Here is a 14367-nt window from a genome sequence, read left to right as displayed (position 1 = left end):
GCGCCGCCCATGAGCCTGCCCCCCGACACGGCGGCGCTCGCCGCCCCCACCCTCTCCCCGGACATCGCCGTCCCGGCCGCCCTAGCTCCGGTGCGCTCGCCCACCGGCCTCGTGCTTCAGCGCGGCCTGCACCACGGCGGCTTCCTGATCGGCGCCGGCATCCTCGGGCTGATCGTGCTGGCCGCGCTCGCCGCACCGCTGATCGCCCCGCACGACCCTTACGCGCAGGACGTCTCGCGCCGCCTGATCCCGCCGATCTGGCAGGCCAAGGGCACCTGGGACCACGTGCTCGGTACCGACAAGCTCGGGCGCGACTATCTCAGCCGCCTGCTCTACGGCGGCCAGATCTCCCTCTTGATCGGGATCTCGGCGGCGCTGATCTCCGGGTTGATCGGCACGGTGCTGGGCCTCTGCGCCGGCTATTTCGGCGGCTGGGTCGATTCGGTGGTGAGCTACATCGTGACCACCCGGCTGGCCATGCCGGTGGTGCTGGTGGCGCTCGCCATGGCCTCGCTGGTCGGTGGCTCGCTCAAGGTCGTGGTGCTGGTGCTGGGCTTCCTGCTCTGGGACCGCTTCGCCGTGGTGACCCGGGCTGCCACCCAGCAGATCCGCAACCAGGATTTCGTCTCGGCCGCCCGCGCTTCGGGCCTCACCGACCTGCGCATCGTGCTCCAGGAGATCCTGCCCAACATCCTCAACGCGCTGATCGTGGTGGCGACCCTGGAGATGGCCCACGCGATCCTGCTGGAGGCCGCCCTGTCGTTCCTGGGGCTCGGGGTGCAGCCGCCACTGCCGTCCTGGGGCCTGATGATCGCCGAGGGCAAGCAGTACATGTTCTTCCAGCCCTGGGTGATCACCATCCCGGGCGTGGCGCTCCTCTTCCTCGTGCTGGCGATCAATCTCCTCGGCGATGGCCTGCGGGACATCACCGCCCCCGAGGGGCGCAACTGATGCGGATGCGCCCGATCAGCTTCGTCCCAGCCCCCCTGTCCTCCGAGATCACACCATGACGCGAGACGACGCCATCGCGCGCGCCACCGAGGCCTTCGATTCGGGCGCGTTCCTCGCGCTCCTGCGGGAGGCGGTCGCCTACCCGACCGAGAGCCAGGCGCCCGGCCAGGAAGCGGCCCTGCACGCCTATCTCGACGCGTTCATCACCCCCGTGGTCGCCCGTCTCGGCTTCGAGCCCCCCAAAAAATACGACAATCCGGACGGGGTGCACGGCCCGTTCCTGATCGCCGAGCGGCACGAGGGGCCGGACCTGCCGACCGTTCTGATCTACGGCCACGGCGACACCGTGCGGGGCTATCCCGAGCAGTGGCGCGCGGGGCTCGGCCCCTGGGAGATCGTGGTCGAGGGCGACCGCTGGTACGGGCGTGGCACCGCCGACAACAAGGGGCAGCACGTCCTCAACCTCGCGGCCCTGGAGCAGGTGATCGCGGCGCGCGACGGCCGCCTCGGCTTCAACGTGAAGCTGCTGATCGAGATGGGCGAGGAGGCGGGCTCGCCGGGCCTGCGCCCGTTCTGCCGGGCGCAGAGCGAGGCCCTGCGTTCCGACGTGCTGATCGCCTCGGACGGGCCGCGGCTCAGCGCCGAGCGCCCGACGCTATTCCTGGGATCGCGTGGGGCCTACAATTTCGAGCTGAGCCTGAATCTGCGCGAGGGGCCGCACCATTCCGGCAATTGGGGCGGCCTGCTGCGCAACCCCGGCACCGTCCTGGCCTCGGCGATCGCCTCGATGGTCGATGCCCGCGGCAGTATTCTGGTCGAGGCCCTGCGGCCGCCGCCGATCCCCGAGGGCGTGCGCGCGGCACTCCGGGACATCCGGGTCGGCGAGGATCCGACCGCACCCGCGATCGATTCCGATTGGGGAGAGCCCGGGCTGACCCCGGCCGAGCGCGTCTTCGCCTGGAACACCCTAGAGGTCCTGGCCTTCAAGACCGGCGATCCGGACGGCCCGCTCAACGCCGTGCCGCCCCACGCCAAGGCGACCCTGCAGCTGCGCTTCGTGGTCGGCACCGATTGGGAGAATCTGATCCAGAACGTGCGCGCCCATCTGGACGAGAACGGCTTTCCGATGATCGAGGTCCGGCCGGCGCGGGCCGCGGAGGTGTTCCAGGCGACCCGCCTGCCGGTGGAAGACCCCTGGGTGGACTGGGCGCTTCTGTCGATCGAGGCGAGCACTGGAAAAAAACCGGCCCTGCTGCCCAATCTCGGTGGCTCCCTGCCGAACGACGCCTTCTCGGAGATCCTCGGCCTGCCGACCCTCTGGGTGCCGCATTCCTACCCGGCCTGCCGCCAGCACGGGCCGGACGAGCATATGCTCGCCTCCAGCACCCGCGAGGGCCTGGCGATCATGGCCGGGCTGTTCTGGGATCTCGGCGAAGCCGGCCCGGACATTTTACGACGCCGCGCAGCGAGGACCTGACTGATGAGCGAGCCGGTCGTCCGCATCCGTGACCTGACGATCGCGCTCCCCAAGGGCGCCGACCGTCCCTACGCCGTCGAGGGCCTGAACCTCGACCTGGAGCCCGGAAAGATCCTCTGCGTGGTCGGCGAATCGGGCTCGGGCAAGTCGATGAGCGCCTACGCGCTCACCGGCCTTCTGCCCCGGGCGCTCAAGCCCGAAGGCGGTTCGATCCTGTTCGAGGGCCGGAACCTGCTGACGCTGGACGAGCCGGCCTGGCGGTCGCTGCGCGGCCGGCGCATCGCCATGGTGTTCCAGGAGCCCATGACCGCGCTCAACCCGGTGATGCGCATCGGCGACCAGATCGCCGAGATGTTCGAGGCGCATAACCTGCTCACCCGGGCCGAGCGGCGCGCCCGGGCCGTGGCGCTCGCGACCGAGGTCGGGCTGCCCAATCCCGAGGAGGCGGTGCGGGCCTATCCGCATCAGCTCTCCGGCGGCCAGCGCCAGCGGGCGATGATCGCCATGGCGCTGGCCCTCGAGCCGTCGGTCCTGGTCGCCGACGAGCCGACCACGGCGCTGGACGTGACCACCCAGGCCCAGATCCTGAAGCTGATCCGCGACCTGCAGCGCAAGCGCGGGATGAGCGTCCTGTTCATCACCCACGATTTCGGGGTGGTCGCCGAGATCGCCGACCATGTGGCGGTGCTCCAGCGCGGCAGACTGGTCGAATCGGGCAGCGCCGAGGCGGTTCTGCGCGACCCGCAGGCCCCATACACGAAGGCGCTGCTCGCCGCGGTGCCGAGCCTGACGCCGCCGACCCGCGCGGCCGTGCAGGCGGCCCCGGTGGCGCTGTCGGTGATCGGACTGTCCAAGACCTATGCGACCAAGGCAGGGCTGTTCGGCAAGCCACGCGTGGTCGCAGCGGTGAAGGACGTCGCCTTCGACGTGCGCCGCGGCGAGACGCTGGGGCTTGTCGGCGAATCAGGCTCGGGTAAGTCGACCACGGCGCGGCTGGCGATCCGGCTGATCGAGCCAGACGGCGGTACCGTCCGGCTCGGCAGCCTGGACTACACCGCCCTCCGGAGCGCCGAGCTGCGGCAGCAGCGCAGCCGCATCCAGATGATCTTCCAGGACCCGTTCGCGTCCCTGAACCCGCGCCGCACCGTGGAGCAGATCATCATCGCCGGCCCGATCGCCCACGGGGTGCCGGCCGCGGAGGCGCGGGAGCGCGCCCGGAGCCTGCTCGACCTCGTCGGCCTCGATCCCAAGGCAGCCGCCCGCTACCCGAACGCCTTCTCGGGCGGCCAGCGCCAGCGCATCGGCATCGCCCGGGCGCTCGCCATGGAGCCGGACGTGCTGGTGGCCGACGAGGCGGTCTCGGCCCTCGACGTCTCGGTCCAGCGCCAGGTGCTGGACCTGCTGGAGGACCTGAAGCAGCGGCTGTCGCTGGCGATGCTGTTCATCACCCACGACCTGCGGGTGGCGGCCACCATCTGCGACCGGATCGCCGTGATGCATCGCGGCGCCATCGTGGAGATGCGCGGCACCGCCGACCTGTTCGCCGCGCCGGAGCACGCCTACACGCGCAGCCTCCTGGCCGCTGTGCCGGGGGCCCGCGCTTCGTAGGGGCGGGTTGGGACGTCCTGCCTCCTCCCTGGGACGCCAGGGACACCGTGGGACACAGAGACAAGTTTTTTGGACGGACTCGGTCTGTTCCGTTTCGGGCCACCCGGTAGAATGTCTGCAGTTGTCGAGGGCCGAGCGCCCCGGCGGATCTACGGCCGACCGAAACGTCCGTCCCCGCTCACACCTCGAACGCGCACGGGGACTTTTGACGTGTCGTTCTCAGCCAAGCCCAATGATCCTCAGTCGCCGCGCAAGCGGTCTCTGCCGGCCGGGCAGCCGTCCCGGCGCCAAGGATCCGCGCGCCGGCCGGGGACAGACAACCGCCGCCCGCAGACGCCGGAGGCGGTCGCCGAGGTCGTCGGCGCCCGGATCATCTACCTGAGCTGGGCCGACACGTTCGGGCGCCCGCCCCGTGCCTGGTGGCCCGGAATGACCGCCTGCGTGCTGCCGTTCCGCCCGCGACAGGCGACAGCCGGCTGATCAGCCGCGCGTGCCGGTCCTGCGCTCTTCGGCGCGGGCCCCCGGAACGCCGAGGCCGATCGCCTTGGCGAGGGCCGAGCGCTGCGCGGCATAGCCCGGCGCCGTCATCGGATAATCGGCCGGGAGGCTGTAGCGCTCGCGGTAACGCTCCGGCGTCAGGCCGTGGGCCGTCAGGTGGCGCTTCAGCGTCTTGTACGACCGGCCGTCGATGAAGCTGATGATGCCGTCCTGCTGGACCGACTTGCGGATCTGCGCCGCATTCGGCGGCTCGATCACGGGCTCGGCCTCGACCGGCTGCCTCTGGCCGAGATTGACCAGCGCGCCGTGCACGCTGGCGATCAGCGCCGGCAGGGCGGCCGGCGGGACTGGGTTGTTCGAGACATAGGCCGCGACGACGTCGCCGACCAGCACGGCGAGCTCGGTGCTGCTCTCAGGAATCGTTTCGGGCACGGCGCAAGTTCCAGTCCAAGGTTTCGTGGGTGACACCACGTTTCCAAAGCAAAAATCATCCCAGTGTCAAGATGTTTTCTTCAGCCGATCGACCCGGTCGGACGCACTTTAATGCATCTCTAAGGAAACCGGTTTTCTGGGTGTCTGTCTTCGCCCAGCGTATCGATCGCGTTGCTTGGGCACTCCAACACGGATTTACAGAAAATTCTAAATACGAGACTCAGAACGCAATCAGGATCTGCCCACACGCTCAGCCGATGCCGAGGCCGTGAATAAGTCCGAGGCTGACGGCGACGAGGACGGCCAGCGAGGCGGTCACCGCCAGCGTCACCCGGCCGCCGACCCGGGCGAGAACGCGCACATCGACGCCGAGGCCCAGGGCCGCCATGGACAGCACCGTAAGCACGCCCGCGAGCTGCGTCAGCGGCTTCACCGCCGCGTCCGGGATCAGCCCGAGGGAGCGGGACGTGGCGAGCGCCAGGAAGCCCAGGATGAACCACGGCACCAGCTTAGTCAGGCCGGGGCGCCCCTTCGCGCCGGTCGCCGCCATCTCGGGTTCCTGAGGCAGGCGCGGGGCGATCAGCGAGAACGCCACCACCACCGGCCCGAGCATCAGCACGCGCACGAGCTTGACCAGGGTGCCGACCTGGGTGGACAGCAGGCTCACCGGCACGGTCGCGGCCAGCACCTGCGGCACCGCGTAGACGGTGAGGCCGGCCAGCACGCCGTACTGGTTGTCGCTCAAGCCCGCGAGCGGCACGAACAGCGGCAGACCCAGCACCATCAGTACGCCGAGCACCGCCGTGAACGCGATGGCGGCCGCGATGTCCTTGGGCTGCGCCCCGATCACCGGCGCCACCGCGGCGATGGCCGAGTTGCCGCAGATCGCGTTGCCGCACGCCACCAGGATCGCCATCCGGGGCGGCAGGCCGAGCGCCCGGCAGATCCCGACGCTGGCTGCGATGCCGATCACCACGGTGCCGACGATGCCGGCGAGCAGCGCCGGGCCGGAGGCCAGGATCGCCCCGAGGCTGAGGGAGGCGCCGAGCAGGACGACGGCGACTTCGAGGAGCTGCTTGGCCGAGAACGCGATGCCGGTGCGGAACCGGGCATCCGGCGTCCAGGCGGTGCGCACCGCGATGCCGATCAGGATCGCCAGCACCAGCGCCTCGACATAGGGATGGCCGGCGACGCGCTCCTCCAGGGCCTGCGCAGCCATCGCCAGGGCGGTGATCGCCGCGCACAGGCCGATGCCCGGCAGCACGGAGGCGGTGGATGCGCCCGGCGCGGCCGTCTCGGTGGCACCCGTCCGGGACGAGGTTTTGAGACTCACGAGGGTCGCTCCGCGGTCGGCATCCTGGCAAAGGGAAGAAAACGTTTGTCGCGAACGCGCAAGAGAGAAGGAAGCTCTACCGCGCGAGAAATCTTCGGAAGACGCGTCCATTGCATGGCGGGGTTCGGAGCGCGAAATTCACCTCCATGCGCACCACCTCTGACATCCGGTCGACGACGCTGGCGTTCGACCCCTTCGGCGAGCCCGTCGCCCAGGGTGTGGCCGAGGCGTGCCCGACCGCTGCGGGTGATCGGACCGCCCGTCGTGTCGGCGGCGCCGTGTTCTGGACGCTCGCGCTGGCGATCCTGGCAGGCCGGGTCTACGCCTACGACATGCCCGCGGTGCAGAGCGTCGTCGCCTACGCCGCCCAGGCCGCGGCCCTGCGCTAAAGCCTGGCCGGCTTGGCCATCGCTCAATAGGTATCCGCCAGATAGGCCGCGATCGCGTGGCCGTCCGCCTCGTCGATCGGGGCGTGATAGACCTTGATCATCTTGGTCACCTCCGCGTCCCAGAACGCCTTGCCCCGGCCCGGCGGCTGCGTGGCGATGTAATCGACGGAATGGCAGGTCTGGCAATTGGCCTGCGCCGCCGCGAAGCCCTGCGCCTGGTCGCCCTTAGGTAACTTCAGCTCTACCGTGGGATCCGGCAGCGCGTAGCTGCGCGGTGCGGACAGGGCGGCACCGGCGATCAGGCCGGCGGCCAGCGATCCGAGGAGAAGCGCGCGCATCCCGTTCCCCCTCATGCCGCTCGGACCCGGGTGGTCTCGACGGTGTTGCGCATGTAGCCGGACGGGTTCCAGCGCGCGTCCATCGGCTGCGTGCTGCCGTCCTGAGCCGTGGCCCGGACCCGGATCGCATGCGCGCCCGACGCCAGATCGAGGCCGAGCGACCAGGGCCGGAACGCGTAAGCGCCGAGATCCTGGCCGAGCTCGGCGGCTGTCCAGGTCCGGCCATCGTCGGCGGACACCGCGACCGACCGGATGCCGGAGCCGCCGTCGAACGCGATGCCGCGCAGGTTCACCGGGCCGGCCTTGATCTCCGCCCCGTCGGCGAGATTGGTCAAGAACGACCGCACGTTGAGCCGGCCGATCGGCACCGTGGCGGTGGCGGCCTGGCCCGGCTCCGTGCAGGCGCAAGGATTGTCCGGGATGCGGTAGGCACTCTTCATGAAGAAGCCGTCGAAGGGCGTGTCCCGGACCGTGATGGCGTTGAGGTGCTTGACCCAATAGGTGCCGTAGATGCCCGGCACGACGAGGCGCAGCGGGAAGCCGTTGAGCCAGGGCAGGTCCGTGCCGTTCATGCCCCAGGCCAGCATCACCTGCCCGTCGCGGGCGTGGTCGAGGCCGAGCGCCTTCACGAAATCCGGGGTCTCGGGGAGGACCGGCCCGTCCATCCCGTCGAACGTCACCTGCACGGCCCCGGCTTTCACGCCGGCTTGGTCCAGCACGCTCTTCAGCGGCACGCCGGTCCAGCGGGCGCAGCCCATGGCGCCGTTGCCGAGCTGGCCGCCGGCCATGCGCGGCTCGAAGAAGCCCCGGGAATTGCCCGAGCATTGGTTGACGGCCACGATCTCGGTCCGTCCGGGCAGGGCCTTGATCTCGGCGAGCGAGAGCGTGAGCGGCCGCTCGACATGGCCTGTCACCCCGAGCCGGAACGTCTCCGGGTCGATCTCCAACGGGATGTCGGCCAAGTGATAGCGCACGAAGAACGCATCGTTGGGGGTGATCGCGCCCTCGTCGAACACTGAGAACGGCGTCTCCAGCTGCGGCGGCCGGGCCGTGGTCTGGAGGAGCGGGCGCTTGCCGGGATAGGCGACCAGCGGGCGCGTGCCGTTGCCGAACGGAAGCACGACCTCGTCGGCCTGGGCACGCAACGGCATCGCCGCAGCCGCGAGCGCGCCGAGGCCGCCCTGCAGCACCCGGCGCCTGTCGAGATGAGCCATCGTCGCGTCCCTGTTCAGTGGCCCCGCAGAACCGAGCGATCCGGCGCCGACACCTGATGAGGCGAACACCGGGGCGGTTCTACCCGCGCGGTGTATCAGAATTTCTTCCGGGCGAACCGGCTGGACCCGAAGCGTGAATGTTTCACGGGAAACACCGCGCCCCGGTCATCCTAGCTGCGCGATCTCGGCCAGGAGCGCGTCCGGGAGCGCCAGCCCATCCTGCGCGGCGCGGGCGCGCAGAGCGAAGCGCCGGCTGCCCGGCAGGCGGGCACCGTCCTGGTCTTCGATCGCGGCGGCCAAAGCCGCGAAGCGCTCCGGCGCCCCCGGGCTCAAGGCGGACGCATCGATCGCCAGGATCAGCTGGCCGGTCCCGGGCGGGTCGCCCACCGGGTCGAGGAACGAGCCGGCCTCCGCGGCGAAGCGGGCGCCGGTGAGCCCGGCCGCCAGCAATTCCACCATCAGGGCCAGCGCCGTCCCCTTGGCGTCGCCCAGCGGTGCCATCGTCCCGTCGAGGGCGGCGGCCGGATCGGTGGTCGGCCGCCCCTCGGCATCGAACGCCCAGCCCTCCGGGATCGCCTCGCCGCGCTGCTTCGCGCCGACGATGTTGGCCCGCGCGACCTTCGACAAGGCGAGGTCGATCACGATGGGTGCCCGGCCGGGCAGCGGGCAGCCGAAGGCCAGCGGGTTGGTGCCGAACACCGCCCGGTTTCCGCCCCAGGGGGCCATGGCGGCGGGGGTGTTGGCGAACAGGATCGCGATACACCCGGCCTCGGCCAGCGTCTCCACCGGCAGCCCGGCCGCACCACAATGATGCGAGCGGTGGATCCCGGCCGCCGCGATCCCCTGCCGGCGGGCCAGCTCGGGCAGTTCGGCCAGCGCCGCGTCGATCGCCGGGTAGGCGAAGCCGTACCCGGCATCGATCGCCAGGAGCCCCGGCCGCGGACGGGTCACGACCACCCCGGCATCGCCCACGACCTTGCCGGTCCGCAGCTGCGCGGCGTAGCTCGGCACCCGCGACAGGCCGTGGCCCTTCAGGCCGTCCGCCTCGGCGGCCACCAGGGCCTGGGCGGTGCTGTCGGCCGCGGCGGGGCTGGCGCCGCACCGGCGGAAGGCGCCGGCCGCGAGGGCATGTGCCTCCGCGAGGGACAGGTTCGGCATGGTCGGGGCTCCGGTTCGCAGCGCGTTCTGACCCGATGCCATGCCGGACTTCGGTCAGGCCTGCATCCCCCAGCGCTGGATGGTCCGCCGCTCGATGGTCTGGAAGATCAGGTTCTCCACCACGAGGCCGATCAGGATCACGGTGAGCAGCCCGGCGAACACGTTCGGGATGTCGAGCATGTTCTTGTTCTCGAAGATGAACCAGCCGAGCCCGCCCGACCCGGAGCTGACGCCGAACACCAGTTCGGCGGCGATCAGGGTGCGCCACGCGAACGCCCAGCCGACCTTCAGGCCGGTGAGGATCGAGGGGAAGGCCGCCGGGATCAGGATCTTGCCGATCAGCCCCGGTCCCGAGAGGCCGTAATTGCGCCCGACCATCCGGAGCGTCCGGCTCACCGAGAGGAAGCCGGAATGGGTGTTGAGCGCGATCGCCCACGTCACCGAATGCACCAGGACGAAGATCAGGCTGCCGTTGCCTAAGCCGAACCAGATCAGCGCCAGCGGCAGCAGCGCGATCGCCGGCAGCGGGTTGAACATCGAGGTCAGCGTCTCGAGGAAATCGGTGCCGATCCGCGACGCGATGGCGATGCCGGTGAGCAGGGTCGCCAACGCGACGCCGGCGGCATAGCCCATCAGCAGCACCTTCAGCGAGCTCCAGGCCCGGGCCGGCAGGGTCCCGTCGGCGATGGCCCGGAAGAACGCCTCCATGGTGGCCGAGAAAGTCGGGAACAGCAGATCGTTGTCGAGGTAGCGCCCGTAGGCCTCCCAGATGCCGGCCAGCAGGACCAGGATCAGGATCTTGCGCAGCCAGGCCTGGTTGTAGAGGCGCTCGAAGGCCGAGAGCGGCTTCTCCACCACGGGGGCGCCGTGGGCCTGGCCGGTCTCCCGGACGATCTCGGGGCGGACCGGCTCGACGGCTGCGGTGCGCGGCGGCACGGTCAGGGGCGCGCCGGTCAGAACGCGTGCGCTAGACATTCTCCGCCTCCTCGATCTCTTCCGAGAACAGCATCTGCTGGATGCGGGTCTCCAGCCGCAGCGCCGCTTCCGGCGTGGCGGCGCTGTTGAGCTCGGCCTTGACCTCGCCGGGATGGGGCGAGAGCAGCAGGATGCGCGAGCCGATCTTGATCGCCTCGGGGATCGAGTGCGTCACGAACAGGACCGTGAAGCGCGTCTCCTCCCAGAGCATCATCAGCTCGTCCTGCATGCGCCGCCGGGTGAGCGCGTCGAGCGCCGCGAAGGGCTCGTCCATCAGCAGGATGTCAGGCTCCATCGCCATGCCGCGGGCGATGGCGACCCGCTGCTTCATGCCGCCCGACAGGGTGTGCGGGTAGCTGTCGGCGAACTTCGTGAGGTTGACCTTGTCGATATACAGGTTGGCCCGCTCCAGCGCCTCACGGCCTTTCAGCCGGCCCGAGGCTTCGAGGGCGAAGACCACGTTCTGCCGGACCGTCTTCCACGGCAGGAGCTGGTCGAATTCCTGGAACACCATCATCCGGTCGGGCCCGGGCGCGGTCACCGAGCGGCCCTTCAGCCGGATCTCGCCCTCAGTGGGCGCCATGTAGCCGCCCACCGCCTTCAGCAGGGTCGACTTCCCGCAGCCCGATGGCCCGAGCAGGACGAACCGGTCCCCGGGCCAGACCTTGAAACTCACCCGATAGGTGGCCGTGACGAGGTGGTCGGGCGTCTTGTAGCGGAGCGTGACGCCATCGACCTCCAGCAGAGGCTGACCCGTACCCATCCATCCTCCCTGGCGCCGCGGCTTGGGCCGCGTGTCGCTGACGGCCCGGAGTTGGTCCGGGCCTCACGGGAAAGTGTAGGGTCGATGCGGAGAGGCTGTAAAGCCTGGTATTCTTAATAAATTAGGATTGCTGTCCAGGTTGAGACGGTTGTTTATTGGTTGACGGTGCGTTGCAGGCGATGGATCGCAACCATGGCGCGTCACAGAACCGTTTGGGCACGCGGTGCGCCGTTGGTCGCGTTCAGCTGATCGCCTTTGGGACCGGGGCCTCCACGGGTGTGAGGCAGACAAGATCGATCCGGCGCATCGTCGCCTTGTCGATCGCCCCGATAGCGTGGGAATCCGTGGCGGCTGCGTGAAGTGATCGGAGTGCATCACTGCGGTGTGTCTTCTTCGGGCTGCGCATCGTCGATCCCCCTCTCATTCCGACTCTCGACCTCATCCTGAGGTGCGAGCGAAGCGAGCCTCGAAGGAGCCCTCCAGAAGTCTCAGCGATCCCTGGAGGGCTCCTTCGAGGCTGCTGCGCAGCACCTCAGGATGAGGGGGAAGAGTGGAATATCGGTTGGTCAGAACCGTCCTTCGACCGAGATCGTGCGATCAAACAGGCCTCAAACCGGATGCCACCATTGACCCCGCAGCACCACGGCCTCGGAAAAGATCCGCTGGGCGCCGGTCATGTGCTCGCCCCTTGTGTCCACGTAATCGAACGCGCCGTCCCGCACCGACAGCACGGTGGCGTCGCCGAGTGCCCCGACCTTCAGGGTGCCGTATTCCATCCGCTTGAGCGCCACGGCGGCGTTGACCGTCGAGGCGGCGATGACCTCGTGCAGGCTCATGCCGAGGCAGAGCATTTTTGACATGGTGGTGACCTGGTCGAAGGCCGGCCCGTCGATGCAGAGCTGGTGCACGTCGGACGAGATCGTGTCCGGTAGAAAACCACCCGCCAGCATGGCCCGGGCGGTCTTGAACGCGAACGAGCCCTTGCCGTGGCCGATATCGAACAGCACGCCGCGCGCTCGGGCCTCGCGGAGCGCCGGCTTGACCGCCCCCTGCGCGGTCACGGGCGCGTTCGGGAACGGCCGGAAGGCGTGGGTCAGCACGTCGCCGGGGCGCAGCATGGCGAGCACCTCCTCGTAGCTCGGCGGCGGCTCGTCGATATGCGCCATCAGCGGCAGGCCGGTCTCTTCCGCGACCTGGAGGGCGATGTTGAGCGGCGCGGTGCCCTGGTCCCCGGAGGAGTTGCGCCCGACCCGGACCTTGATGCCGATGATCACCTCGCGGTTGGCCTCGGCCACCTCCACGGCCTCGCGGGGCGCCATCAGCCGCGGGTCCTGGCTCTCGCCGACCATGATCGTCTTCGAGAAGGCGTAGATGCCGGCAAACGACACGTGCAGATAGGCGAGGATGCGCGCCTCCGACCGGTCGATCACGTGCTTGCGAAACCCGGCAAAGTTGCCCGGCCCGGCGCTGCCGGTATCGACCGAGGTGGTCACCCCGGAGGTGCGGCAGAAGTCGTCGGCATCGATGCCGATCGACGTGCCGCCCCAGTAGACATGGGTGTGCAGGTCGATCAGCCCGGGCGTGACGATCGCGCCGGCCATCTCCCGCACCTGCGTGCCGGGACCCGCCACGAGGTCGCGGCCGAAGCCGGAGACGCGGCCCTCCGCGAAGGCGACGTCGCAGAGCCCGTCATGGTTCTGCGACGGGTCGATCACCCGGGCGCCCTTGAGGATCAGGTCGTGCTGCACGGCGGTCTCCGGTGGGATGTCAGGCCGCGACCGCCGACGCGGGCGCGTCGTTGAGGTGGCAGGCGGCGAGATGGCCGGTGCCCACGGAATCGAGGCGGGGCTCCTCGACCCGGCAGCGGTCGAAGGCCTGCGGGCAGCGGGTATGGAAGCGGCAGCCGCTGGGCGGGTCGATCGGGCTCGGCACGTCGCCCTTGAGCACGATGCGGGTGCGCCCGGCCCCGGGCTCCGGGATCGGCACCGCGGAGAGCAAAGCCTGGGTGTAGGGGTGCTTCGGGGCCAGGAACAGCTCCCGGCGGGGGCCGATCTCGACGATCTTGCCGAGATACATCACCGCCACCCGGTGGGTCATGTGCTCGACGATGGCGAGGTCGTGCGAGATGAACAGCATCGCGAGGTCGAGCTCGCGCTGCAGGTCGCGCAGCAGGTTGACGATCTGGGCCTTCACCGAGACGTCCAGCGCCGAGACCGCCTCGTCGCAGATGATCAGGTCCGGCTCGGCGGCGAGCGCCCGGGCGATGCCGATGCGCTGGCGCTGGCCGCCCGAGAATTCATGGGGCCAGCGCCCCAAAGCTTCGCGTGGCAGGCCGACCCGTTCCATCAGGGCGGCGAGCTTCGCCTCAAGCTCGGCCGAGCCCTTGGCCAGCCCGAAATTGCGGATCGGCTCGGCCAGGATCGCCCGCACCCGCATCCGTGGGTTGAGCGACGAGAACGGGTCCTGGAACACCATCTGCATCCGCCGCCGCAGGGGCCGCAGGGTGCCGGCCGAGAGATCGTCGATGCGCCGGCCCGCCAGCACCACCTGCCCGGCGGTGGGGGCGTAGAGGCGCATCAGCGCCTTGGCGACCGTGGACTTGCCGCAGCCGGATTCCCCGACCAGCGACAGAGTCTCGCCCCGGTCCACCGTGAAGGACAGGCCGTCCACCGCCTTCAGCACCCGGGTGGACCGGCCGAACAGGCCGCCGCCGAGGGAAAAATGCTTTTTGAGGTCGTTGACCTGGAGGAGCGTGCGGGCGGTCGTGGTCACGGGCGGGGCTCCGTGACGAGACGAGAAAAGGCGCGCGCAGCGCGTCCCCTCCCCCCTCTGCGGGGGAGGGTGGCCCTCGCGTCAGCGAGGGTCGGGAGAGGGGAGCAACGGTGCAGGATGTGGCGATCATCGCGCCCTCGCCGGACGCGGCGCTCCCCTCTCCCCCCCTGCTCCGCAGGGTACCCTCCCCCGCAGAGGGGGGAGGGAAGACGCGCCGCGCCTTGCGCCAAATCACAAAACATCATGCCGCGAGGGCGTCCTTGGGCGCGTAGTGGCAGGCGGCGAGGTGGGCCGGGGCCTTCGGCTCCAGGGCCGGGGCGTAGATGCGGCACAGGTCGGTCACGTCCGGGCAGCGGCCGGCGAAGACGCAGCCCTCGATCCGCTGCTTCAGGCTCGGGACCATGCCGGGGATCTCGGCGAGCCGCTCGGTGGCGCCGTGCTCGACCGCGCCGAGCTTGG

General features: G+C 70.0%; 15 protein-coding genes. 5 read left to right on the top strand and 10 right to left on the bottom strand.

From position 1 onward, the window contains the following. Nucleotides 1–9 precede the first annotated feature (9 nt). From MKL20_RS15140 to MKL20_RS15125, 4 genes are all read left to right on the top strand, one after another. Complete coding sequence (locus tag MKL20_RS15140) at nucleotides 10–951, top strand: ABC transporter permease (RefSeq protein ID WP_244037357.1); 942 nt, start codon at nucleotides 10–12, stop codon at nucleotides 949–951. A 55-nt stretch (nucleotides 952–1006) separates the two neighbouring features. Beyond that, the gene (locus tag MKL20_RS15135; RefSeq protein WP_244037356.1) at nucleotides 1007–2428 is read left to right on the top strand and encodes a M20 family metallopeptidase; all 1422 of its coding nucleotides are present in this window, start codon (nucleotides 1007–1009) and stop codon (nucleotides 2426–2428) included. A gap of 3 nt (nucleotides 2429–2431) precedes the next feature. Further along, nucleotides 2432–4036 carry an ABC transporter ATP-binding protein gene (locus MKL20_RS15130; RefSeq protein ID WP_244037355.1) on the top strand — a complete coding sequence of 535 codons (1605 nt, stop codon included), beginning with the start codon at nucleotides 2432–2434 and terminating at the stop codon, nucleotides 4034–4036. Nucleotides 4037–4246: 210 nt separating this feature from the next. After that, a complete protein-coding gene (locus MKL20_RS15125; protein WP_243969506.1) occupies nucleotides 4247–4516 on the top strand; it encodes a hypothetical protein in 270 nt (89 codons plus the stop codon). On the opposite strand, the gene MKL20_RS15120 is transcribed toward MKL20_RS15125, so the two are convergent. After that, a complete protein-coding gene (locus tag MKL20_RS15120; RefSeq protein ID WP_243969503.1) occupies nucleotides 4517–4966 on the bottom strand; it encodes a MucR family transcriptional regulator in 450 nt (149 codons plus the stop codon). A gap of 250 nt (nucleotides 4967–5216) precedes the next feature. After that, entirely contained in the window at nucleotides 5217–6299 is a 1083-nt protein-coding gene (locus MKL20_RS15115; RefSeq protein WP_409568153.1) for a YeiH family protein, read from the bottom strand. A 146-nt stretch (nucleotides 6300–6445) separates the two neighbouring features. Between MKL20_RS15115 and MKL20_RS15110 the strand changes: the two genes are divergently transcribed. After that, the gene (locus MKL20_RS15110) at nucleotides 6446–6688 is read left to right on the top strand and encodes a hypothetical protein (RefSeq protein WP_244037354.1); all 243 of its coding nucleotides are present in this window, start codon (nucleotides 6446–6448) and stop codon (nucleotides 6686–6688) included. Nucleotides 6689–6711: 23 nt separating this feature from the next. On the opposite strand, the gene MKL20_RS15105 is transcribed toward MKL20_RS15110, so the two are convergent. The 8 genes from MKL20_RS15105 to MKL20_RS15070 all read right to left on the bottom strand — a co-directional run. Next, complete coding sequence (locus tag MKL20_RS15105) at nucleotides 6712–7026, bottom strand: cytochrome c (RefSeq protein ID WP_244037353.1); 315 nt, start codon at nucleotides 7024–7026, stop codon at nucleotides 6712–6714. Nucleotides 7027–7037: 11 nt separating this feature from the next. After that, nucleotides 7038–8240: a molybdopterin-dependent oxidoreductase gene (locus tag MKL20_RS15100; protein ID WP_244037352.1), complete on the bottom strand. Its 1203-nt coding sequence runs from the start codon at nucleotides 8238–8240 to the stop codon at nucleotides 7038–7040. 165 nt (nucleotides 8241–8405) lie between these two features. Further along, complete coding sequence (locus MKL20_RS15095) at nucleotides 8406–9398, bottom strand: Ldh family oxidoreductase (protein ID WP_244037351.1); 993 nt, start codon at nucleotides 9396–9398, stop codon at nucleotides 8406–8408. A 54-nt stretch (nucleotides 9399–9452) separates the two neighbouring features. Next, entirely contained in the window at nucleotides 9453–10373 is a 921-nt protein-coding gene (locus MKL20_RS15090; protein WP_244037350.1) for an ABC transporter permease, read from the bottom strand. Beyond that, nucleotides 10366–11136: an ABC transporter ATP-binding protein gene (locus MKL20_RS15085; RefSeq protein ID WP_244037349.1), complete on the bottom strand. Its 771-nt coding sequence runs from the start codon at nucleotides 11134–11136 to the stop codon at nucleotides 10366–10368. The genes MKL20_RS15090 and MKL20_RS15085 overlap by 8 nt, the downstream gene beginning before the upstream one ends. Before the next feature lie 608 nt (nucleotides 11137–11744). Further along, nucleotides 11745–12884, bottom strand: a complete 1140-nt coding sequence (locus MKL20_RS15080) for an amidohydrolase/deacetylase family metallohydrolase (RefSeq protein ID WP_244037348.1) — start codon at nucleotides 12882–12884, stop codon at nucleotides 11745–11747. Nucleotides 12885–12903: 19 nt separating this feature from the next. Then, nucleotides 12904–13908, bottom strand: coding sequence for an ABC transporter ATP-binding protein (locus MKL20_RS15075; protein ID WP_244037347.1), 1005 nt, complete (start codon nucleotides 13906–13908; stop codon nucleotides 12904–12906). Between the two features lie 241 nt (nucleotides 13909–14149). Then, on the bottom strand, nucleotides 14150–14367 hold a 218-nt coding region (locus tag MKL20_RS15070), incomplete at its 5' end, for an oligopeptide/dipeptide ABC transporter ATP-binding protein (RefSeq protein ID WP_409568152.1).

The organism is Methylobacterium sp. E-066 (assembly GCF_022829635.1).
In the GTDB taxonomy this organism is placed as follows: Bacteria; Pseudomonadota; Alphaproteobacteria; order Rhizobiales; family Beijerinckiaceae; genus Methylobacterium.
The sequence above is the reverse complement of the archived record's forward strand: the minus strand, read 5'-3'. Positions and strand labels throughout refer to the sequence as shown.